General features: G+C 63.0%; 24 protein-coding genes, 1 tRNA gene and 1 pseudogene. 8 read left to right on the top strand and 18 right to left on the bottom strand.

The annotated features are described in order from the left end of the window. Nucleotides 1-196: 196 nt before the first annotated feature. A complete protein-coding gene (locus tag ACTTAI_RS10930; protein ID WP_444451530.1) occupies nt 197-649 on the bottom strand; it encodes a hypothetical protein in 453 nt (150 codons plus the stop codon). 113 nt (nt 650-762) lie between these two features. Continuing rightward, on the bottom strand, nt 763-1,884 hold the full coding sequence (locus ACTTAI_RS10925) for a DUF6456 domain-containing protein (protein WP_444451528.1): 1,122 nt from the start codon (nt 1,882-1,884) through the stop codon (nt 763-765). A gap of 217 nt (nt 1,885-2,101) precedes the next feature. On the opposite strand from ACTTAI_RS10925, the gene ACTTAI_RS10920 reads away from it, so the two are divergent. Beyond that, complete coding sequence (locus tag ACTTAI_RS10920) at nt 2,102-2,410, top strand: DUF6477 family protein (RefSeq protein WP_444451526.1); 309 nt, start codon at nt 2,102-2,104, stop codon at nt 2,408-2,410. Nucleotides 2,411-2,424: 14 nt separating this feature from the next. Here the strand turns inward: ACTTAI_RS10920 and ACTTAI_RS10915 are convergent, their stop codons facing one another. Beyond that, the gene (locus ACTTAI_RS10915; RefSeq protein WP_444451524.1) at nt 2,425-4,011 is read right to left on the bottom strand and encodes a helicase HerA-like domain-containing protein; all 1,587 of its coding nucleotides are present in this window, start codon (nt 4,009-4,011) and stop codon (nt 2,425-2,427) included. A gap of 448 nt (nt 4,012-4,459) precedes the next feature. On the opposite strand from ACTTAI_RS10915, the gene ACTTAI_RS10910 reads away from it, so the two are divergent. Continuing rightward, entirely contained in the window at nt 4,460-5,032 is a 573-nt protein-coding gene (locus tag ACTTAI_RS10910) for an invasion associated locus B family protein (protein WP_444451523.1), read from the top strand. Nucleotides 5,033-5,089: 57 nt separating this feature from the next. On the opposite strand, the gene ACTTAI_RS10905 is transcribed toward ACTTAI_RS10910, so the two are convergent. The 4 genes from ACTTAI_RS10905 to ACTTAI_RS10890 are packed head-to-tail and all read right to left on the bottom strand — an operon-like array spanning nt 5,090 to nt 9,355. Beyond that, nucleotides 5,090-6,304: a beta-ketoacyl-[acyl-carrier-protein] synthase family protein gene (locus ACTTAI_RS10905; protein ID WP_444451521.1), complete on the bottom strand. Its 1,215-nt coding sequence runs from the start codon at nt 6,302-6,304 to the stop codon at nt 5,090-5,092. Then, nucleotides 6,301-6,576 carry an acyl carrier protein gene (locus ACTTAI_RS10900; RefSeq protein WP_444451520.1) on the bottom strand — a complete coding sequence of 92 codons (276 nt, stop codon included), beginning with the start codon at nt 6,574-6,576 and terminating at the stop codon, nt 6,301-6,303. The genes ACTTAI_RS10905 and ACTTAI_RS10900 overlap by 4 nt, the downstream gene beginning before the upstream one ends. A 7-nt stretch (nt 6,577-6,583) precedes the next feature. Next, entirely contained in the window at nt 6,584-7,684 is a 1,101-nt protein-coding gene (gene lpxD / locus ACTTAI_RS10895) for a UDP-3-O-(3-hydroxymyristoyl)glucosamine N-acyltransferase (protein WP_444451518.1), read from the bottom strand. Nucleotides 7,685-7,732: 48 nt separating this feature from the next. Beyond that, nucleotides 7,733-9,355: a L,D-transpeptidase family protein gene (locus ACTTAI_RS10890; protein WP_444451516.1), complete on the bottom strand. Its 1,623-nt coding sequence runs from the start codon at nt 9,353-9,355 to the stop codon at nt 7,733-7,735. A 305-nt stretch (nt 9,356-9,660) separates the two neighbouring features. On the opposite strand from ACTTAI_RS10890, the gene ACTTAI_RS10885 reads away from it, so the two are divergent. Beyond that, the gene (locus tag ACTTAI_RS10885; RefSeq protein ID WP_444451514.1) at nt 9,661-10,221 is read left to right on the top strand and encodes a YcbK family protein; all 561 of its coding nucleotides are present in this window, start codon (nt 9,661-9,663) and stop codon (nt 10,219-10,221) included. Nucleotides 10,222-10,470: 249 nt separating this feature from the next. Further along, entirely contained in the window at nt 10,471-11,175 is a 705-nt protein-coding gene (locus tag ACTTAI_RS10880; protein WP_444451512.1) for a glycosyltransferase, read from the top strand. A gap of 76 nt (nt 11,176-11,251) precedes the next feature. Here ACTTAI_RS10880 and ACTTAI_RS10875 read toward each other — a convergent pair. The 11 genes and pseudogenes from ACTTAI_RS10875 to ACTTAI_RS10825 form a co-directional block, all read right to left on the bottom strand. Next, nucleotides 11,252-11,328 (bottom strand) — tRNA-Arg (locus ACTTAI_RS10875). Nucleotides 11,329-11,387: 59 nt separating this feature from the next. Further along, a pseudogene (locus ACTTAI_RS10870) lies at nt 11,388-12,490 on the bottom strand (cysteine desulfurase). Between the two features lie 133 nt (nt 12,491-12,623). Next, on the bottom strand, nt 12,624-13,214 hold the full coding sequence (locus ACTTAI_RS10865) for a YIP1 family protein (RefSeq protein ID WP_444451510.1): 591 nt from the start codon (nt 13,212-13,214) through the stop codon (nt 12,624-12,626). Further along, entirely contained in the window at nt 13,211-13,699 is a 489-nt protein-coding gene (locus tag ACTTAI_RS10860) for a YIP1 family protein (protein ID WP_444451508.1), read from the bottom strand. Before ACTTAI_RS10860 ends, ACTTAI_RS10865 begins: the two co-directional genes overlap by 4 nt. A 10-nt stretch (nt 13,700-13,709) precedes the next feature. Continuing rightward, a complete protein-coding gene (locus ACTTAI_RS10855; RefSeq protein WP_444451506.1) occupies nt 13,710-14,978 on the bottom strand; it encodes a SufB/SufD family protein in 1,269 nt (422 codons plus the stop codon). After that, nucleotides 14,978-15,748: a Fe-S cluster assembly ATPase SufC gene (gene sufC, locus ACTTAI_RS10850; protein WP_444451504.1), complete on the bottom strand. Its 771-nt coding sequence runs from the start codon at nt 15,746-15,748 to the stop codon at nt 14,978-14,980. The genes ACTTAI_RS10855 and sufC overlap by 1 nt, the downstream gene beginning before the upstream one ends. A 29-nt stretch (nt 15,749-15,777) precedes the next feature. Continuing rightward, nucleotides 15,778-16,371: a class I SAM-dependent methyltransferase gene (locus tag ACTTAI_RS10845; RefSeq protein ID WP_444451502.1), complete on the bottom strand. Its 594-nt coding sequence runs from the start codon at nt 16,369-16,371 to the stop codon at nt 15,778-15,780. A gap of 19 nt (nt 16,372-16,390) precedes the next feature. Continuing rightward, on the bottom strand, nt 16,391-16,945 hold the full coding sequence (locus tag ACTTAI_RS10840; RefSeq protein ID WP_444451500.1) for a hypothetical protein: 555 nt from the start codon (nt 16,943-16,945) through the stop codon (nt 16,391-16,393). Between the two features lie 99 nt (nt 16,946-17,044). Continuing rightward, complete coding sequence (gene sufB / locus ACTTAI_RS10835) at nt 17,045-18,559, bottom strand: Fe-S cluster assembly protein SufB (RefSeq protein ID WP_444451498.1); 1,515 nt, start codon at nt 18,557-18,559, stop codon at nt 17,045-17,047. An 18-nt stretch (nt 18,560-18,577) separates the two neighbouring features. Beyond that, nucleotides 18,578-19,645, bottom strand: a complete 1,068-nt coding sequence (locus ACTTAI_RS10830) for a cysteine desulfurase family protein (protein ID WP_444451496.1) — start codon at nt 19,643-19,645, stop codon at nt 18,578-18,580. Nucleotides 19,646-19,766: 121 nt separating this feature from the next. Beyond that, nucleotides 19,767-20,225 carry an RrF2 family transcriptional regulator gene (locus ACTTAI_RS10825; RefSeq protein WP_444451494.1) on the bottom strand — a complete coding sequence of 153 codons (459 nt, stop codon included), beginning with the start codon at nt 20,223-20,225 and terminating at the stop codon, nt 19,767-19,769. A gap of 213 nt (nt 20,226-20,438) precedes the next feature. Between ACTTAI_RS10825 and ACTTAI_RS10820 the strand changes: the two genes are divergently transcribed. The 4 genes from ACTTAI_RS10820 to ACTTAI_RS10805 all read left to right on the top strand — a co-directional run bounded on the left by ACTTAI_RS10820 (nt 20,439) and on the right by ACTTAI_RS10805 (nt 23,228). Then, nucleotides 20,439-21,098: an alpha/beta hydrolase gene (locus ACTTAI_RS10820; protein WP_110803987.1), complete on the top strand. Its 660-nt coding sequence runs from the start codon at nt 20,439-20,441 to the stop codon at nt 21,096-21,098. Between the two features lies 1 nt (nt 21,099). Next, nucleotides 21,100-21,327, top strand: coding sequence for a hypothetical protein (locus ACTTAI_RS10815; RefSeq protein WP_110803986.1), 228 nt, complete (start codon nt 21,100-21,102; stop codon nt 21,325-21,327). Then, nucleotides 21,324-21,920: an HD domain-containing protein gene (locus tag ACTTAI_RS10810; protein ID WP_444451492.1), complete on the top strand. Its 597-nt coding sequence runs from the start codon at nt 21,324-21,326 to the stop codon at nt 21,918-21,920. Before ACTTAI_RS10815 ends, ACTTAI_RS10810 begins: the two co-directional genes overlap by 4 nt. 93 nt (nt 21,921-22,013) lie before the next feature. After that, nucleotides 22,014-23,228 carry an NADP-dependent isocitrate dehydrogenase gene (locus ACTTAI_RS10805; RefSeq protein ID WP_444451490.1) on the top strand — a complete coding sequence of 405 codons (1,215 nt, stop codon included), beginning with the start codon at nt 22,014-22,016 and terminating at the stop codon, nt 23,226-23,228. The last annotated feature ends 47 nt before the right edge of the window (nt 23,229-23,275 follow it).

Here is a 23,275-nt window from a genome sequence, read left to right as displayed (position 1 = left end):
CGGCCCGATGCAAATGGCTCACCGCTCGAATAAACCCGCCCATCCCAACGCGGCGACAAGCCCGAAGACAAAGAGCGTCGAGAGTATCGGGACGAATGGTTCGATCCGACGACGGCCGGCAAGGAGCTTCATCTGCTCTGCTGTCGGGGCCGGTCGATCACCCGCAGCACGCCGGATCAGCCCGAGAATGGCCTCATCATCCCCCCGGTTCCGTGACGAAGGACATCAGGTTCACACCGCGCCGTTTCTGCCCGGGCTGCATCGGCAGGAACACCAGGTCTCGATACGGGAAATTTAGGCCGTCCAGAAAGACTTGGGCGTAATCACCAAGCTCTATCGTGGTCGGACGACCAAACAAGCCTCTGCGGATGATGCGGCCCTCGTCAATCTCGAGGCGCGGCAGACCGCATGCGCTTGCGACACTCAATCCCCCCCAGCCAAGCGTTATTACGATCACCATGCCCAGCAAGAACCAATCACTCGGCGGCACCGCTGTGAGCCCGACACGAACGATATCTGGCAGAACATCCCACAAGGTGAACCCTGCCCAAATGACATAGCAGAATCCTGACAAGTTCGATATCTTCGGGGGATTGGCAGGCAATGCGACCGGTAAGGTCGCGAAACGAAAATACAATTTACTCGACATGTTTCGACAGGCCTCGCGAACAGGCCAAGCGTTGCAATTGCAGCGTAAACAGTCAAGACACGCATTGGCGCAGTTGGGCCGGTCCGGTGTCAAGACCGGCCCGAAGCCGCAGGTCAACCGATCAGTGGCGAGGCCCCGCCATAGGTTTCCTCGTAATGCCGCTTGAGCCGCATCAGCGCGATGCGCAGCACGATCTTGCCCGAGCGCGCCGACCAGCCCATGCGGCGTTCGGCAGATTCCAGCCCTTCGAGAAAGCAGCAGCAGCGCAGCACCATGTCGCCCAGCCCGGGACCCAGGTCGGACAGCGCCGCGGCTACGCGCTCGCGGGCGCGCTCGGAACCGCCCGGACCGCCCTGCCCAAGGTCCGGGCGATATTGCCCCCTTGCGCCGCCCGTCATGAACCTCTCCCAGTTCTGCGCGACGCGCGGCCCCATCTGTGCCAGTTCGAAATCTTCCCGCAGCCGCTCACCCGCGGCGACCAGATCGGGTGGCAGGAACGGGCGCCCATCTGCATCGCGCCGCCGCGCCAGCACGCCAAGCGGGCTTTCGGCCAGGTTCATCCGCATCCGCGTCAACCGTCCCTGCCCCTCGTTCACCGTCCGATCCCCCCACTCGCGATGGCTGTCGGCGTGCGGGTTCTGCGGGTCGGTCTCAGGATCGCGACCCTCGGCGGCCGCCTCGGCCTCAAGAAGCCGTTTCAGCGCCCCACGCCCCGCAGCGGAAAGCTCGTAACTCGTCACCCGCCCCGCATGCTTGACGGTGATCCAGCCGTGCAGCGCGAAGCTTTGGGCAACCTCGCGCTCGACCACGGCCGTGCGCACCGTGCCCCGCAGCACCACCGCCTTTTCCATATCCGCCGCGATGATCAGCAGCGCGCCAAGTTCGGACAGGCGTCTGAGCACCCGTCGCCCCTCGCGCGAAAGCGTCTCGATGTCGGGGGTGGGCTCGGGCTCAGGGGCACGGATCTGGGCGATCATCGCGGTGTCATCCTCTGTGGGCGAGGCAGCAAGTGCAGAGGGAGTGGACCGACCAAACCGCGCCAGGGCTTCATCGACAAGCGGATCGTCGCGCTGCTGCTCGATCCGGCGGACGCGGCGCAGGATGGTCGAGGCATGGCAGCCCTCGGCCTTCGCCAGTTGCCGGATCGGCACGCCTTCCTCGACGTGGCGCAGGTAAAGCCGCGCGTAGTCGGGCAACCAGGCAGGCAGCTGCTGCGAAGCGTGCATGGTCTTCATCTCCGTCTCCCAGTTCGTTACGCTATTCAAAAGACAAGCGAAAACGGCACTTGCAACCGTGGGTTGCTTTGGTTACCCCTTCGTTAAGAAATAGGGCAACCCCCAAAATTCTTTAAAAAATCTAAAGATTACCCACTGCAGCGCACGATCGTCATGGTCTTCGCGCAACACCCGCTCTGGTTGTGTTTTCTTGTTCGGAGCGAATGAGGGGATCACGATGTGCGAATTGATCGACCAGATGGCGCAGTTGCGCCGCCCGAAGCTGTTGATCCGGGCGGCCCGTTTCGGACAAAGGGACTACCAGCGCGGCCGCGATCTGAAACGGCTGCTGGCCGCGCGCGATTTGCCAAAGCCCGAGGAGGTCCTTCGCGTCCTTCTGGCCGAAGAAGAAGACCTTGAGACGGCCCGCCGCACCGGGGCGGCGGGATACAGTTTTCTGCGCCACATCGAGGTGTTGATCGCGATGATGGCCGAGGTGCGTCTGCTGCCCCGGCTGCAGATGACGCCCACGATCCGGGTGGCCTGATCGGCGCGTCGGGGTCAGCGGGCCTTGAACAACGAGCCGAGCACCCCGCGCACGATTTGCTGGCCCGCCTTGCTGCCAAGTTGTCGAGCCAGCGACTTGCCGAACACCTCGACGATGCTGTCCGTGCGCGACGCGCTGCCCGAAGACCGGGTTGCCTTCGGGCTCGGGCGGTCCGGCTCTGCCGTGCCTGGCGCATAGGGGGCGTAACGGCGGGCATGGTTGAATTCGAGCTTCGCCGCGCGTCCCGACGCGGGGACCGTTTCGGCCGCAGCAACTTCAGCAGCCGCTTTTTCGGCTTTCGCGGTCAGCAATTCGAAGGCCGATTGCCGGTCAACGGCCATGTCATATTTCGTGCCAAAAGGCGCAGTTGCCATCACCGCGCGGCGCTCTTCGGGGGTGATCGGGCCCAGACGCGATTGCGGCGGGCGCACCAGCGTACGCTCGACCACACCGGCAACGCCTTTCGGATCAAGGAACGACGTCACCGCCTCGCCCGTGCCGACTTCCTTGATCGCGGTTTCGGTGTCAAAGCGCGGGTTCGGACGGTAATTTTCAGCCGCCCGCTTGAGATCCTTCTGATCCTTGGCGGTGAAGGCGCGCAGCGCATGTTGCACCCGGTTGCCCAGCTGACCAAGGATCGCGTCGGGAACGTCCGCCGGGTTCTGGGTGATGAAATAGATGCCAACACCTTTCGAACGGACCAGGCGCGCCACTTGCTCGACCTTGTCGACCAGCGCCTTCGGCGCGTCGTCAAACAGCAGATGCGCCTCGTCGAAGAAGAAGACAATCTTCGGGCGGTCGGGATCGCCAACCTCGGGCAGGTCTTCGAAGAGCTCGGACAAGAGCCACAGCAGGAAGGTCGCGTAAAGCCGCGGGCTCGCCATCAGCTTGTCAGCCGCCAGAATGTTGATCCGACCGCGCCCGTCCGGTGCAACCGTCATCATGTCGGACAGCTCGAGCGCGGGTTCGCCAAAGAAGGCCGTCGCGCCCTGATTTTCAAGGATCAGCAGCTGGCGCTGGATCGCCCCCACCGACTCGGACGCGATATTGCCGTAGCGCAGCTTCAGCTCCTCGGCCCGCTCGCCCACATGCACAAGCATCGCCCGCAGATCTGCCAGATCGAGGAGCGCCAGCCCTTCAGCATCGGCGAGATGGAAGGCGATGTTGAGCACCCCCTCCTGTGCGTCGCTCAGGCCAAGCAGCCGCGCCAGCAGCAGCGGCCCCATCTCCAAAACAGTCGTACGCACGGGGTGGCCCTGCGTGCCGAACATGTCCCAGAAGGTGACCGGATAGGCGCGATAAGACAGATCGTAACCGATGCTGGCCGCACGTTTGAGGAAGGGGTCATGCAGCTTCGCGGTCTGCGAGCCCGCCGCAGCAAGTCCGGCCAGATCCCCTTTCACATCGGCCATGAAGACCGGGACTCCGGCGGCCGAGAAGCCCTCGGCCAGAACCTGCAGCGTCACCGTCTTGCCGGTGCCGGTGGCCCCCGCAATCAGCCCGTGCCGGTTGCCCGCCTTCAGAAGCAGTTCTTGTACCGTGGCATAACCCGCGCCGCCACCGCCCACGAAAATACCCGCTTCAGTGAGAATCTGGCTCATCTTCGCCCCCGCGTTGCCCCGTCTCATGGCTTAAGTCATGGTTGTGCAGAACAATACTTGTTTAACCCTTTCATGCCAGTCTGGAAGTGTTCCGCTTTGGCCCTCTGGCCGCGGAACACTTCCTCCCTGTCAGACTGACCGCGCCTTCGGGCGCGGTTTTTTACCTGATCGCGTACTGACGGCCGCTCACGGGGGATCATCATTGCGTGTTGACCTGAGCCGGTTTCCGCACTAGCGTCCGGTGCAATGACATAGTCGGCCAGTCCGACAGGGGGAAAACGGGGCTCCGGAAACGGAGCCCTTCTCTTTTCAACCCTCTGCCGGGTCACGCTTTCCTCACGCAACTTTCACCGCATGGCCCCGAGGCGCTTCACATTCATGCGCTTTTGTCCCTGACAGGCCCCGGCCTGCGTGCTAAGGCGACACCATCCCCACCGGAGGACATTTGATGATCAAACACACCACCTCGCTCAGCCTTCTGCTTGCTGCCACCCTTGCCGCGCCGATGGCGCTGGCCCAGGAGGCCACCGCCCCGGCGGCTCCGGCCACACCGGCTGCCCCCGCCGCCCCGGCCCCTGCCGAGCCCTATGTCAAGACGACGGAAGGCGACTGGAAAGTGCAGTGCATCAAGGCGCAGGACGACAAGGAAACCTGCGAGATGACGCAGTTCATGTCGGACACGAATGGCAACAAGGTCGCCTCGATCTCGATCATGGCGCTGCCCAAGGGCAAGGAAGCCGTTGCGGGCGCGACGATCGCCACCCCGCTTGAGTCGGCTCTGACCGCGGGCGTCACGCTGCAGATCGATGCGCAAAAAGCGGTCACCCTGCCTTATGCTTTCTGCTCGAAAGACGCCTGCTTCTCGAACGTGGCGCTGAAGGACAAGGATCTTGATCTGTTCAAGAAGGGCAACAAGATCACCATGACCATCGTGCCGATGGTCGCGCCGGACAAGAAAGTCGAACTCGCGATCTCGCTCAAGGGCTTCAGCGCCGCTTGGGACGCGGTTGTACAAAAGTGATCCAAAACTAAGGATCGAAGCGCAAGCACTTGAAAAACGCCGCCTTTCGGGGCGGCGTCATAGTTTTGAGAGGATCAGCACCGCATTCAGACCGCCAAAGGCAAAGGCATTGGTCATGACCGTGTTGACACGCGCGACGCGCGCCGTGCCGGGTACGACATCAAGCGGACACTCGGGGTCGGGCGCGTCATAGCCAAGCGTGGGTGCGATCACCCCCTCGTTCAGCGTCATCAGGCAGGCCAGAAGCTCGATGGCCCCGGTGGCGCCGATGCAATGGCCATGCATCGCTTTCGTCGAACTGACCGGAACCTGCGACAGGCGCGCGCCGAAGATATCGGACAAAGCCGCCGCTTCAGTCTTGTCATTGGCCGCCGTGCCGGTGCCATGGGCGTTCACATAGCCGATCGCCTCGGGCGTGACACCGGCATCCTCAAGTGCCCCGCGCATCGCCCGCGCCGCCCCCTCGCGCGAGGGCATGACGATGTCGCTTGCGTCCGAGGTCATGGCGAAGCCCTTGATCTCGGCTAGAATTTCAGCACCCCGCGCCTGTGCCGCATCAAGGCTTTCCAGAACGAAAATCCCCGCGCCCTCACCCTGCACCATGCCATTGCGACCGGCAGCAAAGGGGCGGCAGCCATCGGGTGACATCACCCGCAGACCTTCCCAGGCCTTCAACCCGCCGAAATTCAGCATCGATTCAGCACCGCCCGCCAGCATCCCGTCGGCCATGCCGGAGCGGATCATCTGAAACGCCAGCCCAAGCGCATGGTTCGAACTGGCGCAAGCGGTCGCGACGGCGAAGCTTGGCCCCATCAGGCCAAATTCCATCGACACATGCGAGGCGGCCGCATTGCCCATCAGCCGCGGCACGGTGAAAGGATGCACGCGGTTCTTGCCCTCGGCATAAACGGCGCGATAGGCCTCGTTCACCGTAGCATTGCCGCCGCCCGCCGTGCCGATGATCGCGCCCCACCGGGTCGGATCGCCCGGCTCACGCGCAAGACCCGCCTGCGCCATCGCCTGCCGCGCGGCGACCAGCGCGAATTGCGTGAAACGATCGTAAAGCGACAGTTTGCCCTTGTCGAAATGCGTCTCGGGCGCGAAATCGCGCACCTGCGCCCCAATCCGGATCGTCAGCCGCTCGACATCGGCAAAGTCAAGCGCCCCGATCCCCGAGCGCCCCTCCGCCATCGCGGCAAAGGTGCCTTTCACGTCAGGGGCCAAAGCGTTGACCGTTCCGGCCCCCGTGATCACAACACGTCTTTGGGTCACGCCAGCGCCGCCTGCGGCCCCGAGATCAACCGCTCGACCGCCCGGATGATCGAGCCAACCGAGGAAATGTCGAACTCGCTCTGCGTCGGTTCATTGGCGTTGAAGGGAACGGAAACCCCGAAGGTTTCCTCGATCGCGAAGATCATCTCGACGAGGCCGAGACTGTCGAGCCCAAGCTCGTCAAGCGTCATGTCCGGGCGCACTTCGGTGGGTTCCATCGCAGCCTCGCGGGCGATGATCGAAAGAATCTTCTCTTGCATATCGGGCCTCATCTGGCTGTTACTCCGTGCCCTTCTTCTGCGTGAGATTTGTAACAGTTTCCCGAAGTTCGGCCATTTGCGCAAAGAGTCGCGGCAGACGGCGGATGTTCTTCCAAGCTTCGACATGGGTTTCCATCTTCACTGCCGGATAACCCAGCAGAACGCGGCCCGCGGGCGCATTGGTGAAGATCTTGGTGGCGCCGCCCGCGATCACGTCATCGCCGACGAAGATATTGTCGTTCACCCCGCATTGGCCGCCCATCACCACCCGGTCGCCGATCCGCGACGAGCCCGCGATGCCGACCTGACCGCAGAGCAGACAATCGCGGCCCACCTGCACGTTGTGGCCGATGTGCACGAGGTTATCGAGTTTCGTACCCGAGCCGATCATCGTCGCCCGCACCGTGCCGCGGTCGATGCAGACATTGGCGCCCAGCTCCACATCATCGCCAATGACGACGGTGCCAAGCGAGTGGATGCGGGTCCAGCTTTGCTCCTTGATCGTGTCGCGCTGGCCAAGCGTCTCGCGGATTTCCTCGACACCCGATTTCTCGGGCGTGACGAAGGAAAACCCGTCCGAGCCGATCACCGCGCCGGGCTGGGCGATGAACCGATCTCCGATCACCACTCGGGCACCGATTTTTACCCCTTGCAGGACAAGGGCTTGCTCGCCGATCTTTACATCCTCGAAAATGCAGGCATGGGCCGCGATCCGCGCGCCGTCGCCAATTCGGACACCGCGACCGATGACGACAAAGGGGCCAATGGCCGCGCCTGCGCCGATCTCGGCCGTGGGGTCGATCACCGCGGTCGGGTGGATGCCGGGCGCGATCTCGGGGCCCGGGTCGAAGGCTTTCGACAGCCCCGCCATCGCCAGCCGCGGCCGCGCCACGAAGATCGCCGCCTTCAGCCCCAGCGCCTGCCAATCCGTGCCTTCGGGCAGGATCGCCGCCAGCGCCTTGCCCTGCGCGAGCCCCGGAATGTATTTCTCGCTCATCGCGAGCGCGATTTGCTTCGGCCCGGCCGATTGCGGCTCGGAGGCACCTTCGATCGGCAGGGAAACATCACCTTCGGCACGCGCTGCAAGCGCCCGTGCAATGGTTTCGACCGTCTGCGCCATGACTCTAGCCTCTCGTTGACCGGCGCCGTGCCGCGCCTCGTCCCCGATTTAATTCGTCAGCGGCGCCAATGCCACCCCCGCCTTGTCGAGCGCGGCAAAGAGGGCGGCATCCCGCCCGTACACATCGTCGCGATACTCGATCCGGCCGCGGGCATTGGGCAGCGCCGTGAAATAGACCAGATGCACCGGCACCGGTTCGCGCAGCTTCACAGTCGTTTCGGCGCCGGTGTTCAGCACCGATTTGAAATAGGCCTCGGGGTCCGTTTCCTGAGCCGCGAGAAGCGCATAGGCCAGATCGAAGGGCCGCCCGACGCGGATGCAGCCGTGGCTGAAGGCGCGGACCTCTTTTTGGAACAGCGACTTCGAGGGCGTGTCATGCAGGTAGATGTTGTAGGGGTTCGGGAACAGGAACTTCACCAGCCCGAGCGCATTGCCGTCCGAAGGTGCCTGCCGCATCGCGAAGGGGAAGTTGCGCGCGTTGTAGGCGGCAAAATTGACCGAGGCGCGCGAGACCGCGCGGCCCCGGCTGTCGATCAGCTGGATATGCCCCGCCGCGCCCGGATTGCGCTGCATCATCGGCAGGTATTCCTTGACGGTGATCGAGCGTGGCACGGACCAGCTCGGGTTGATCACCATCATCTCCATCTGGTCGGAGAATTCGGGGGTGCGCCGGTCGCCCTGGTTCATGCCGACCACGGTCACCGTTTCGAAGCTCATCTTGCCGTCGTCGATGATCCGCGCGCTGAAATCTGGAAGGTTCACCCAGATATGCCGCTTGCCCAGATCGAGCCCGTTCATCCAGCGCAGCCGCTCCATCGCGACGAGGATCGACTTCATCCGCTCTTCGGGGGCGCGGTTGATCTCGGCCAGCGTGCCCTCGCCCGCGATGCCATCCGCCTTGATGCCCTGATCAAGCTGATAGGTCTGCACAGCCTTTTGCAGCGCGCCGTCATAGCTCGCCGCTACGGAGCGGTCGAGATAGCCCATGCGGATCAACCGGTCGCGCAGCGCCACCACGGCCGGGCCCGTGTCGCCCGGGTCGAGCCGCTTCGCCGAAACCTGCGGCCCCCAGCCGCCCGTCGCGATCTGCGTCTGCAAATCAAGCCGCGCCTTCACCAGCGCCGCATAGCGCGGCGATTTCGGCGTCAGATCGCGCAGGAACCGCGCCGGAACCGGGCTGGCCGCCAGACCGTTCAGCAGCGCCTGCGGATCGGGGCGATGGATCTCGCGCACGATGCCGGGATCGATCTTCTTCGGCTCCAGCGCGCCAGAGCTGATATCGCGCGCCCAGGCGAGATAGGCCAGCGACACGGCCGCCTCGAGCTGCCCCCGTTCGCGCTCGGTCTCGATGCTGGCAAAGCGGGCGCGCAGATCATCGGCACTGTAGCGCGCCGCAGGCAGGCCATTGGCATCGGCCTGATCGAGCGCGGCAAAAAAGGCCGCCCGCCGCCCGCTGGCCTCTGCCGTCGTCCAGAGCGGAGCATAGCCGCGCGAGGCGTAAAAAGCGGACAGGGCGGGATCGACTGAAGTGCCCTCGGACACCGCTTGCGCAAAGCCGGAAATCGTCTGCGCCCGGGCCGGATCGGCCGCAACAAAGGGCGCCATCGCCCCCCCGGCCATCATCATCGCAACAAGGGCGGCACGCCCCATCCCGCTACAATATGCAGTCATTCTGGTCCCACTACAGACGATGAACTCACAACTTCTGGGAAAATCTTGTTTAAGTCCATCCCTGCAGGCGCTTCTCTGCGCCTTTTGCCGCGGCAGCGGCGCGACAGATGCAAACGCGCCACAGAATTTGATGGAACCGTTAACGGCAAGAAATTGCCGAGGGGTCGGGTTTTCCCTACCTCGCCAAAAATGACAATTTGAAACACGATTCTCTTCGTGCCATAACATTGCCACGGAATCCGGTTAATCACGGATCAAGCCGCGAAAACTTCAGACGGCGTAGACCGAGGGACAGGCGAACCGACATGAGCACGATCACGACTTCTCGTCGCGGGCTTCTCGCGGCCTTTGCAGCTACGCTTGTTGTGGCTGCCCCGAAAGCCTCCAATGCCTTCGGGTTCCTGCGCGGCGCCGGCGACATTCGCCGCATCCACATGTATTCCGGTCGCACCGGGGAAAGCCTCGACACGATCTACTGGATCGAAGGCGAGTATATCCCCGAAGCCCTGAACGAAATCACCCGCTTCATGCGCGACTGGCGCACCAATGATGTGAAGACGATCGATCCGAGAACCGTCGACATCGCCGCCGCCTCGCACCGCCTTCTCGACACTTCAGAGCCCTACATGCTCCTGTCGGGGTATCGTTCGCCCGCGACCAATGCGATGCTGCGGGCGCGATCGCATGGGGTTGCGCGCAACTCGTTGCACATGAAGGGCATGGCCGCCGATCTTCGGATGAAATCGCGCTCGGTCGGGCAAATCTATTCGGCTGCGATGTCCTGCCGTGCGGGCGGCGTCGGTCGCTACAATCATTCGGGCTTTGTTCACATGGACTGCGGCGACGTCCGCAGCTGGCAAGGCTGAGCCGGTTTTCCGCCTGAGGAAAACTTTCCGGAAAAACCGCACCGCGTTGAGACTTTTCCTTTCGCGCCCATAAGGTTGTGAAAATCTGTTGGGATGGGAAAACTCTGCGGAAAAGTGCATATCCAACATCTGTTTTGCAGCCCCGTGGCGGTACCGATCCGGTATCGTCGTCCATTGCGCATTAACAGTTTGTCAGCCTTCCTCGCATAACCTTGGAACCGGATCAGAATGACCGGATCGAGGTTTGGAATGAGAAGCAGACTTGTCGTGGCCACGGCCGTGGGGCTTGATGAATTTTACGACACGAAACCGACTGGCCAGACATTCGAACGCAGCCTGTCCGATCACTGCGACATCCTGCTTTATCCGAACAATACGGCTGGCCTTTCGCGCGTGTATAACGATGCAATCGAAAGATCGCGGGAAGACTACGACACCCTCATCTTCTGCCACGATGACGTGTTCTTCATCGATCATCACTGGCTCGGGCATTGCCGCGACGGGCTTGAGGCCTTTGACATTATCGGCGTCGCCGGATCAATGCGGGCGGTTCCGGGGCAAGTCGCCTGGTGTTTTCAGGACGAGCACGGAAAGCGCGTCGAGAAAGAGAACATGGCAGGCGCGATCGTTCAGGGGCAAAGCTGGCCGCCCAAACGCGTGAACCGCTTCGGTCCCTCCCGTGTGCCGGTCGATCTGATTGATGGGGTTTTCGTCGCTTGCCGAATGAGCGCGCTGGTCGACAGCAAGCTGCGTTTCGACGAACGCTTCGATTTCCATTTCTACGATCTCGATTTCTGCAATGCCGCCCGGCAGGCAGGGCTGACGCTTGGGGTCTGGGACATCGCGCTGATGCACGAAAGCCGCGGGCAGTTCGGCAGTGAAAGCTGGCATCTCAACCGCTTGAAATACGCACATAAATGGGGCGCGGCGGAAGAGCCGCAATCGGCCGCCTGATCGGGCGGGCCCGATCTGATCGAGACAAAATGGGCGCCCTGTGGGGCGCCTTGTCATTTCACGTCATTGAAGGAAGTGGCGCACCCGACAGGATTCGAACCTGTGACCCCTGCCTTCGGAGGGCAGTACTCTATCCAGCTGAGCTACGGGTGCAGCGTGCGCGGTTCATACCCGAAAGCCTTTGACGCTGCAACCTGTTTGACCGCTTTTTCTCAGGCGAGAAGCTCATGACAGAGCTCAAGCGCTGAAACCAGCGCGTCGACCTCTTCGGTGGTGTTGTAAAGCCCGAACGAGGCCCGCGCGGTGGCCGTCAAGCCAAGGTGGGCCATCAGCGGCATCGCGCAATGCGTGCCCGCGCGCACCGCAACGCCGCGCTTGTCGAGAATCGTCGAGATGTCATGCGCATGGGCCGGCGGCCCGTCGAGGGTCATCGAGAAGATCGCCCCCCCTTTTGCGGCGCGTTGCCCTGAATGTGCAACCAGTTCAGACCCTTGAACTTCGCCTCGGCATAGGCGCGCAAGCCCGCCTCGTGGGCGGCGACGTTTTCCATGCCGAGCGACATCAGATAGTCGAGCGCGACGCCCAGACCGATCTGCTGCACGATCCCGGGCGTGCCCGCTTCGAATTTCATCGGCGGCGCATTGTAGGTGACGGCATCGCGCGTGACCGTCGCGATCATGTCGCCACCACCCAGGAAGGGCCGCATTTCTTCCATCCGCGCGCGCTTGATGTAGAGCGCGCCCGAACCGCTCGGCCCGTAAAGCTTGTGCCCGGTGATGGCGTAGAAGTCGCAATCAATGTCGGCGACATTGACCGGCGCATGAACCGAGCCCTGCGAGCCATCGACCAGCACCGGCACGCCCTTTGCGTGGGCGCCCGCGCAGATCGTCTTCACATCGACCGCCGTGCCCAGCACGTTCGACATCTGGGTGATCGCCACCAGTTTCGTGCGCGGCCCGATCGCCTCCAGCACCTTCTCGGCGGGCAGGCTGCCATCAGGCTCGATCTCGACCCATTTCAGCACCACCCCCTGCCGCTCGCGCAGGAAATGCCACGGCACGATATTCGCGTGATGTTCCATGATCGAGAGCACGATCTCGTCGCCCGGCTGCAGCCGCGGCGCGGCCCAGGCATAGGAGACCAGATTGATCCCCTCGGTCGAGCCGGTGGTGAAGACGATTTCCTCTTCCGAGGGCGCGCCAAGAAAGCGCGCGACGATGCCGCGAACGGCCTCATAACGCTCGGTCGAGATATTCGAAAGGGTGTGCAAGCCCCTGTGGACGTTGGCATAATCCTGCGTATACATCTGCGTCATCGCCTCGATCACGCAGGCAGGCTTCTGCGCCGAGGCGCCATTGTCGAGATAGACGAGCGGCTTGCCGTTCACCTGCCGGGACAGGATCGGAAAATCGGCGCGGATCCGTGCAACGTCGTACATTCTATCCCTTTCAGCTTTCCGTCAGAAGAACCGGGCTCAACCCGGTGGCCAGAAGACCCGAGCCGATCAGCATCGCCGATCCGAAGAACACCACCACCACCCCGATCCCGGTCAGCATCAGGTTTTCGAATCCGTGCAGCGCCGCGGTGAACAGCGTGATCAGCCAGAGCATCACCCCGAACAGCACCAGCGTCATCAGCACGCCGATGATCGGGAACATCAGCATCACCGCAACCTGCATGAGCTGCGCGCCGACCATGATCGCCTGAATCCAGATCATCAGCGCGAAAGCCTCGCCAAAGCGGCCCTGCCCGCCGAACTGTCGACCAAAGAACGCCATCGCGAAGGCGGAGTAAAGCAGCAGTGCCCCCTGAATCGCCGCCATCAGGAAGGGCGAGGCCGCAGGGCCAAGATCGACGCCGGTGACGAGCGAAAACAGGATCTCGCCAAGCAGTCCAAGTGCGGCGCCCACCGCAATCACCGCCCCGAAGGCCAGCCAACGCGCCTTGGAACTGTCGAGTAGCGAGGTCACCCGCTCTGCCGCCGCGACGGGGTCGGAAAAACTCAGACGCACCAGCGCAAGATAAAGCGCCAGACTCATGCCCGCCCCTCGAACTGGGTGACGCGCAAACCGGCGCCCCAGATCAGCAGGAAGGCCGCAAAGACCACGACCGAAAGCGAATCCGCCTGAATGCCGAAGCCGACGATCCCGAGCGTAAGCCCATGCAGCAGCATCAGCGGGGATACCGTGAACAGCGCCCAGAACAGCGCCAGCCGCGCGCCATAGCCATCGCCTCGCCCGCCGACGATCCGGGTGATCCAGGACACGAGCAGCGCGATCGCATAGAAGAACGGCACCGTCGCCGCCAGCGCCAGCGCCGTGCCCAGAAGAAGCCCCGGCATCGGAATGTCCGGAACCTCGTAATGCTGCCGCGCGAGCCGCGGCCATTGGGCGACGAAGATCACCAGAAGCGCAGCGAAGAGAAAGGTGAACAGCCGCGATTCCGACCGCATCCGGGCCAGATGCTCCCGGATCACCACACGGGGGCGTCGGTAGCTGCGCAGGATATCTTCGACCGCGGACATGGTCCTCTCCTCAGTCCCTGTGCCGCGCGAGCCAGGTTTCCAGCCGGGCGACGATGTCTTCCTTCAGCCCCGCATCCTCGATCTCGTCGATCGCATCGGCAAGGAAAGACAGCACAAGGAGCCCCTTTGCCTCTTCCTCCGGCACCCCGCGCGAACGCAGATAGAACAGCGCCGTCTCGTCGATCGCGCCGGTCGTAGACCCATGCGAGCATTTCACGTCATCGGCATAAATCTCGAGCTCGGGCTTGGCAAGGAACTGGCTGTCGTCGTCCAGCAGAAGCGACTGGCTGATTTGATAGCCGTCGGTTTTCTGCGCGCCGGGTTTCACCAGGATCTTGCCTTGGAAGGTGCCGATCGCGCCGTGCTTGAGCACCTTCTTGAAGACCTGACGGCTTTCGCAGCGCAGGCCCTGATGGGTGACAAAGACGGTGTCATCATGCAGGAAAGGCCCGGTGGCGCCATCGCCAAGCGCCGCGCCGGCGACATGGGCCACGGCATCATTGCCAATAATCTCGATCACCGCCTCGTTGCGGGTCAGTGCGCCATTCACCGTAAGGGTGAAGCTTTTGAACAAAGCCTTTTCCGCAACCCGGGCAAAGATGTGGGTGACAGCGCGGCGTTCGCTGTCCGGGCCCTGCGCGCGGATGTGGTGGAAGCTTGCGCCCGCGCCGACATCGACCTCCATCACCTTGTTGAACCGCGCCCCGGCCGGACCGGTTTCCAGAAGCGTCAGATCCGCCCCCGGCTCAAGGCTGATCAAGTGATGCAGGATCGGATCGGAAGCCTCTGATTTGTGGACGTAAATCAGGTTGATCGGCTTTGCGGCCGCAGCCGTCACCCGGATCAGCACGCCATCCGTCGCCTGCGCCGTGTTGAGCGCGGCGAACGGTCGTTTCACCGGATTTTGGCCCGCAGCCTCCAGCGTGCCATAAAGGGCTTCGGCCCAGGCCGCAGTCTTATCGGCAAGCCGAGTGATTTCCACGCCTTCCAGCGTCAAGTCATCCGAGGCGTCAGCATCGAAGACGCCATCGACGAAGACGATCTTCAGACGGTCAAGCGCATCGAAGAGCGGCGCCTCGTCGTCTTCGGCCGCTTTCGCCAGCGCAGGTGTGATCGCATTCAATGCCGCCGGATCGGTCCAGCGCCAGTATTCGTCGCGCCGCCCGGGCAGGCCCATCGCTTCAAGCCGCGCCCGCGCCTCGGCCCGCGGTCCAGCCAAGCCCGGACCGGCGGTCAGCCCCGCAAGTCGCGCCGCCACTGCTTCCTCTTTCGCCGCCATCACTTCGCCTCCGTCAGCCCATGCGCCGCGAGGATGTCGGCATAGCCGTTCTTCTCGACTTCCAGCGCCAGATCGGGACCGCCGGTTTGCAGGATGCGGCCATCGGCCATGATATGCACGACGTCGGGCTGGATGTGGTCGAGCAGCCGCTGATAGTGTGTGATCACAAGGAAGCTGCGCCCTGCCGAGCGCAGCGCATTCACGCCCTCGGACACCAGCCGCATCGCATCGACGTCCAGACCCGAGTCGGTCTCGTCAAGGATGCACATCTTCGGCTCCAGCATCGCCATCTGCAGGATCTCGTTGCGCTTCTTTTCCCCGCCCGAGAAACCGACGTTGACCGGACGCTTCAGCATCTCGGCATCGATCTTCAGCGACTTCGCCTTGTCGCGCACCAGCTTCAGGAACTCGCCGGCCGACAGCTCTTCCTCGCCGCGGGCCTTGCGCTGCGCATTCAGCGCCGTGCGCAGGAAGGTCATGTTGCCGACGCCCGGGATCTCGACCGGATATTGGAAGGCCAGGAACAGACCCGCCGCCGCCCGCGCTTCGGGGTCCATCTCGAGCAGCTCCTGCCCCTGCAGCTTGGCCGAGCCGTCGGTGACCGTATAGCCCGGGCGGCCCGCCAGCACATAGCTCATCGTCGATTTGCCGGAGCCGTTCGGCCCCATGATCGCATGCACCTTGCCCGTTTCGACCGTCAGGTTCATCCCCTTCAGAATGACCTTTTCCCCTTCTTCAAGTTTGACGTGCAGGTTTTTGATTTCAAGCATTTTTTCGTCCTTGCGATCAGCGGCGCCGGTCAGTTGGGGCGCAGATAGGTGGTGAGGATCAGGCCAAGTTTCTCGGCCGGAATGGCGGTGGGGGTCAGATGGAACTCGGCCATGCGCCCGATCGTGCGGACCGGGGGGCAGAAGCTTTCCATCAGGTGATAGCCGGGACGCAGCGTATAATCGTCCCAAAGCAGCCGGACGGGCTTGGTGATCCGAAACAGCGTGGTCAGGAAACAGGCGGCCCGGAAGCGTCCGTCGATCAGCACCAGATCGGGGTGCACGAAATCGGGCCGATCCCAGACCCCGATCGGATAGGAAGGCCATTGCCGGAATGCGCCATTGTCCTTGGGCGCGCCCCATTCCTTGGTCGGGCCGATATCGCCGTGATGCAGCACCAGCCGCGCTTTCGGTGGGTTGGCATCAAACCAGCTGCGCATCATCGTCAGCCAGTCGGCGTCGCTCTCGACCGAGAAAACATGCTTGCCCGGCATCTCGGCGGCCATCGCGGTCGAGCCGCCCGAGCCGTATTCAAGGATCACCTCGGCGCCCGCATAGGCCTCGGTCAACGCGGCGGCCTCGGCCTCCGGCAGGGTCAGTTTCGGCCGTTCGATCTTGGGGCTCATGCGCCCCCCCCAGCCCGGTTCAGGCGTGCAGGGGCACGACCAGGCTGCGATAGATCAGCGAATTGGGCACGGCACTCGCGTGGTTCGTTTCCACCCAGTTCGGCGTGAAGACGATGGAGGCCAACTCCGGCGTCCAGAAGGCGAGATTGTGCAGTGACACGATCGCGACGAAAACGCCCGCAGTCTGCGCCGCGCTGAGCGTTCTGGAGCTGAGCCGAAAGACCTGCGCCAGACCGAGCGAGATTGCCAGCGCAAGAAATCCGCCGAGCAGTTCGTTCGATGCGAAGCCCGCCGAAATCGGGTCCTTTGCCGTCGGGTCGGTCAATTGCATCCGCACCGCCGTCGAGACCGCATAGGTGAGCATCCCCAGCCCGAAGGCCAGAACGAAGCTCATCACATGCGACAGGTTGCGGATCATGCCGATGACGGGAGTTTCGCGCGGCTTCAGACTGTCGAGCGAGCGCACCAGAACTTCCCGATCGCCCACGTGCAGCCGCATCCGCCCGGTCGAGGCCGCCTTGTTCTGCGCAATCCGGTTCAGCCGTTCGTTGAAATTCGCATTGACCTGCATCATCCGCTCTGCCCCGTGCCGCATCGTCCGGGGCCCAGATCGCCAAAGGATCTGGCCGGAATTGCGACACCCGCGGGGAAGATTGATGAAATCTTAACACGGTCACCCCACCGAGCCTTCAAGGCTGATCGCGACCAGGCTTTGCGCCTCCATCGCGAATTCCATCGGCAGCGCCTGCAGCACCTCGCGGCAGAAGCCGTTGACGACGAGCGCCACCGCCTCTTCCTCGCCGACGCCGCGGGCGCGGCAATAGAACAGCTGATCGTCATCGACCTTCGAGGTGGTGGCCTCGTGCTCGACCCGGCTCGAGTTGTTCTTCACCTCGATATAGGGAACGGTATGCGCGCCGCATTTGTCGCCAATCAGCAGGCTGTCGCATTGGGTGTAGTTGCGGCTGTTCTTCGCACGCGGGTGCATGCTGACGAGCCCGCGATAGGTGTTCTGCGCCTGCCCCGCCGAAATCCCCTTCGAGACGATGCGCGAACGGGTGTTCTTGCCCAGATGCACCATCTTCGTGCCGGTATCGGCCTGCTGGAAGTTGTTCGCGATGGCGATCGAATAGAACTCGCCCTGGCTCTCGTCGCCGCGCAGGATGCAGGACGGGTATTTCCAGGTGATCGCCGAGCCGGTCTCGACCTGGGTCCACATCACCTTCGCCCGCGCCCCGCGGCAATCGGCGCGTTTGGTGACGAAATTGTAGATGCCGCCCTTGCCTTCCTCGTCGCCCGGGAACCAGTTCTGCACCGTGGAATACTTCACCTCGGCATCTTCCATGATAACGATTTCCACAACGGCAGCATGGAGTTGCGCGGTGTCGCGTTTCGGCGCCGTGCAGCCCTCAAGGTAGCTCACATAGGCGCCCTTGTCGCAAACGATCAACGTGCGCTCGAACTGCCCGGTGTTTTCCGCGTTGATGCGGAAATAGGTCGAGAGCTCCATCGGGCAGCGCGTCCCCGGCGGCACATAGACGAAAGACCCGTCCGAGAAGACCGCGCAATTGAGCGTCGCAAAGAAGTTGTCGGTCTGCGGCACGACCGTGCCCAGATACTGTTTGACCAGTTCGGGATGTTCCTTGATCGCTTCCGAGATCGAACAGAAGATCACCCCGGCCTCGGCCAGTTTCTCCTTGAACGTCGTGCCCACCGAAACCGAGTCGAAGACCGCATCGACCGCCACCTGACGGTTCGACAGGTCGATGTTTTCCGCCCCCTCGACGCCCGCAAGGATCATCTGTTCCTTCAGCGGAATACCCAGTTTCTCGTAGGTGGCGAGAAGCTTCGGATCGACCTCTTCAAGCGATTTCGGCTTCGTCGCCATGCTCTTCGGGCGGGCGTAATAGTAAAGATCCTGGTAGTCGATCTCGGGCAGCTTCAGAAGCGCCCAGTCCGGCATCTCCATCTCGACCCAGCGCCGATAGGCTTCAAGCCGCCACTCGAGCATCCATTCGGGCTCGTTGTTCTTCGCCGAAATCAGCCGGACGATCTCTTCCGAGATTCCTTTCGGCGCATATTCCATCTCAATCTCGGTCTCCCACCCATATTTGTAGGAGCCCATGTTCTGCACCGTCTCGACCGTCTCGCGGTCCACGCCTTCGCGGATATCCTGGTCCTGCGTCATCGTCTTTCCCCTTCCGCGTCAGTGTCTTGCGCGGTGCTTTTCATATGCGGCCCGCCAGTCGTCGGCAAAGCGCAAGATCTCGTCCCGTCCGATCCCCGGACCGAGCGACACCCGGATCGCCGAACCCGCCTGCTCGTCGGACCAGCCCATCGCGCGCAGCACCTTGCTTGCGCGGACCTTGCCCGAGGAACAGGCCGATCCCGCCGACACCGCATGGCCCGCAAGGTCCATGCGCATCACCTGAGTCTCGCCTTTCCAACCCGGGGCGATCACCGAAAGCGTGTTGGGCAAAACCTGCGGCCGCCCCACCGTTTCGCCCTCCGGCGTCTCCCATCCCGGAAAATAGACTTCTTTCGTCGGGAATTCCAGTGCCTCTTTTAGAATATCTCTAACTTCGGCAACTTCCGCCCACACGCCCCGTGCCAAGTCGGCCGCAGCCGCCTCGGCCGCAGCGCCAAAACCGGCAATGCCGATGAGGTTTTCCGTGCCCGCGCGGCGCCCCATCTCCTGCCCGCCGCCTTTCAGAGCCGACGCAATCTCCGTGCCACGGCGCAGCACCAAAGCGCCGATCCCCTTCGGTCCGCCCAGTTTATGGGCGGAAATGAAACCGCAGGTCACACCCAACCAGTTGAAAGCAATGGGCAGCTTGCCGAAAGCCTGAGTGAGGTCAGCCGCCCAGAGCCCCTCGGGCAGAACCTGAATCACTCCGGTCTCGGAATTGGCCAGCTGCAGCGTTGTGCGGCCCGGATCGGCCATGGCGACCCGGCCGAATCCATCGACCGGCAGCGCATCGGCACACCAAGCGGCCACCGCATCATGTTCGATTGCCGCACAGGCACAGCCCCGCCCGGAAAGCGCCAGCGCCGCCGCCTCGGTCGCGCCCGAGGTGAAGACGATATCCGCCCCCTCGGCCCCCAGTGCCGCCGCCACCTGCGCCCGCGCCTTTTCCATCAAGGCTTTCGCCGCCCGCCCCTCGGCATGGACCGAGGACGGGTTGCCCACGACTTCCATCGCCGCGCCCATCGCCGCCTTGGCCTCGGGCCGCAGCGGCGTCGTCGCGTTCCAGTCGAGATAAAGCCGTGTCATCAAATCCCCGTCCTTGCGCCCGTCTTCGGGGGAGGATGCGTATTTTCGCCAAGAAAAAGCCGATACCGCATTTCCTTGGGCCAAATACGCCCTTCACCCCTGCCCGCCTCCGGGCCGACGGTCAGTCATCCACCACTGAAAACAGGCTTGGCACCGCAGGGCAAGGCTTCAGACCGTTTTTCACCACATCTTCCAGCGTGGTCTGATGCAGGAAAACGAAGACCTGCGCCGAGAGGCTTTCCCAAAGCCGGTTTGCCAGCGACTGCGCCCGCGAGCCCGAAATCCCGCCCGAGGCCCCGGCCCCCACATGCAGCGCCGAAACCGTCTCGTCGACGGCTTCGAAGACTTCAGAGATGCGAATATCCGCCGGCGTCTTCGCCAGTTTGTAGCCGCCGCCCGGGCCGCGCACCGAAGCCACAAGCCCGGCCCGCCGCAACCGCACGAAAAGCTGCTCGAGATAGGGCAACGAAATGTCCTGACGCTTCGAAATCTCGGCCAGCGAGGTCATCTGCCCCGGACCGACGGTCGCCAGATCGACCAGCGCGACCATCGCATAGCGCCCCTTCGTCGAAAGTTTCATGCTTCCCCCCCAAGACCAAGGCCCCGGGACGCATCGGAAACCCGCCGAAACTGCGGCGAAGCATTGACGACGCGCCCTTGGCCGCTTAACTCGATTGCATCCGAAATCCCGGCATCGTGCCGGGACGTTTTCGTCCTAGGGTCTGCAAGCAAAAGCGTCAAGATTGCGCACCGCCGCAGATCCCCCGAGAACGTTGCAGACAGGCGAGAGAACATGCCCGAAGTGATCTTCCCCGGCCCCGAGGGCCGTCTCGAAGGACGTTACCATCCGCAGCCCGCCCCCGATGCGCCGATCGCGATCATTCTGCATCCCGATCCGCAATATGGCGGCACGATGAACAACCGTGTTGTCTATAATCTGCATTATGCGTTCCACAAGCTCGGTTTTACCGTGCTGCGCTTCAACTTCCGCGGTGTCGGGCGCTCGCAGGGCGAATACGATCAGGGGATCGGGGAACTCTCCGACGCCGCCTCGGCGCTGGATTATTTGCAGGCGATGAACCCGAATTCGAAGCATTGCTGGGTTGCGGGTTTCTCGTTCGGCGCCTGGATCGGCATGCAGCTTCTGATGCGCCGCCCGGAAATCACCGGTTTCGTTTCGGTCGCTCCGCCCGCCAATATCTACGACTTCTCCTTCCTTGCGCCCTGCCCGTCCTCGGGTCTGATCATCAACGGCACCGCCGACCGCGTCGCCCCGCCGAAGGACACGCATTCGCTCGTCGGCAAGCTGCGCGAACAAAAGGGCATTGTGATCACACACGAGGAAGTCGAAGGCGCCGATCACTTCTTCAAGGACGATGAAGCCCATATGAAGCCGATGATCGACACCGTGCAGGCCTATGTGCGCCGCCGCCTGACCGAGGGCTCGCGCTGAGATGGCACTGACCGAAGATCTGGCGGAAGCGCTGGCCCGCGACGTGATCGCGGCGCAGCGCGAGCTGGGCGAAAAGGCCGAGCGGCTGTTCATGGAGGTCGGCAATTACATCGGCACCTCCTCGCCCTCGATGCAGGAAGCCTTCATGACCGCCTGCCGCGCCTATATGGCGGCGGATCGCGGTCGTGACTTCTTCGAGACGCGGCTGAAGGCGCTGCGGGGCGAATGAGCTCCCGGCGCGATCAGCTTTTCGCCTTCCTGCTCGAGGCGGAAAAGCTGAAATCGGTGACCCGCGCGACCCCGGTTCACGACGGCGCGCGGCGCGAAAACTCGGCCGAGCATAGCTGGACGCTGGCGCTTTATGCGCTTGTGCTGGCCGAGGAAGCCGCCCCCGGCGTCGATCCGCTGCGCGCGGTGAAGATGCTCTTGATTCACGACCTTGTCGAGATTGACGTGGGCGACGTGCCGATCCATTCGCAAGGCGGCACCGCGCATGATTCCGTCGCGATCCAGAACGCCGAGGCGCAAGCTGCCAAGCGCATTTTCGGGCTTCTTCCCAAAGACTTGGGCGACGATCTTCTGGCGCTCTGGGAGGAGTTCGAAGCCGCCGAAACCCCCACCGCGATCTATGCGAAATCGCTCGACCGGGTGCAGCCGGTGCTGCTGAACCAGCTCTCGGGCGGCGGCTCCTGGCTTGAATATGAGGTCACCTGGGACCAGCTTCAGGCCCGCGTCGGCACCAAGGTCGCGCGCGGCCTGCCCGGTGTTTGGGACTGGGTGCAGGCGAAGATACGCCCCTGGTTCACCGCCCGCGGCCTCTGACCTCGAAATCGGTATGCAATCGCATACAAGGCTAGCCAAACCTGCGAAAACCCGCTAAAAAGCGGCAACGAGTCACCAAGGCATGAGGGCCCAATGTCGAAGATCAAGGTAGCGAATCCCATCGTCGAGATGGACGGCGACGAGATGACCCGGATCATCTGGGATTTCATTAAAAAGAAACTGATCCTGCCCTATCTCGACGTCGACCTGCTCTACTACGATCTGGGCATCGAAGAGCGTGACCGCACCAACGACCAGATCACCATCGATTCCGCGCTGAAGACGAAAGAAGTCGGCGTGGCGGTGAAATGCGCCACGATCACCCCCGACGAAGCCCGGGTGGCCGAATTCAACCTCAAGCAGATGTGGAAATCGCCGAACGGCACGATCCGCAACATTCTGGGCGGCGTGATCTTCCGCGAACCGATCATCTGCCGCAACGTGCCGCGTCTGGTGCCGGGCTGGACCCAGCCGATCGTGATCGGCCGTCACGCCTTTGGCGACCAATACCGCGCCACCGATTTCCACTTCCCCGGCAAGGGCCAGCTGACGATGAAATTCGTCGGCGAGGACGGCACCGTGATCGAAAAGACCGTCTTCGACGCCCCCGGCGCCGGGGTGGCGATGGGGATGTACAACCTTGATGAATCGATCATCGACTTCGCCCGGTCCTCGATGAACTATGGCCTGCTCAAGGGCTGGCCGGTCTATCTCTCGACCAAGAACACCATCCTCAAGGCCTATGACGGCCGCTTCAAGGATCTGTTCCAGAAGGTCTACGAAGAAGAATTCGCCGACAAGTTCAAGGCCGCGGGCATCCATTACGAACACCGTCTGATCGACGACATGGTGGCCTCGGCGCTGAAATGGTCGGGCGGCTATGTCTGGGCCTGCAAGAACTACGATGGCGACGTGCAGTCGGACACCGTGGCGCAGGGCTTCGGCTCGCTCGGCCTCATGACCTCGGTGCTGATGACGCCCGATGGCAAGATCGTCGAAGCCGAGGCCGCGCATGGCACCGTCACCCGTCACTACCGCCAGCATCAGGCCGGCAAGGAGACCTCGACGAACTCGATCGCCTCGATCTTCGCCTGGACCGGTGGCCTGAAGCATCGTGCGAAACTCGACGACAACGCGGCGCTGATGAACTTCGCGCAGACGCTCGAAAAGGTCTGCGTGCAGACCGTCGAGGACGGTTTCATGACCAAGGATCTGTCGCTGCTCGTCGGGCCGGATCAGAAGTGGCTGACCACGATGGGCTATCTGGAAAAGGTCGACGAATACCTGAACAAGGCGCTGGCGGGCTGAACGACGCCAGACCGGATCTGAAACGGGCGGCCCCAAGGGGCCGCCCG

The organism is Rhodobacter capsulatus (assembly GCF_052363175.1).
Lineage (GTDB): Bacteria > Pseudomonadota > Alphaproteobacteria > Rhodobacterales > Rhodobacteraceae > Rhodobacter > Rhodobacter capsulatus_D.
The sequence above is the reverse complement of the archived record's forward strand: the minus strand, read 5'-3'. Positions and strand labels throughout refer to the sequence as shown.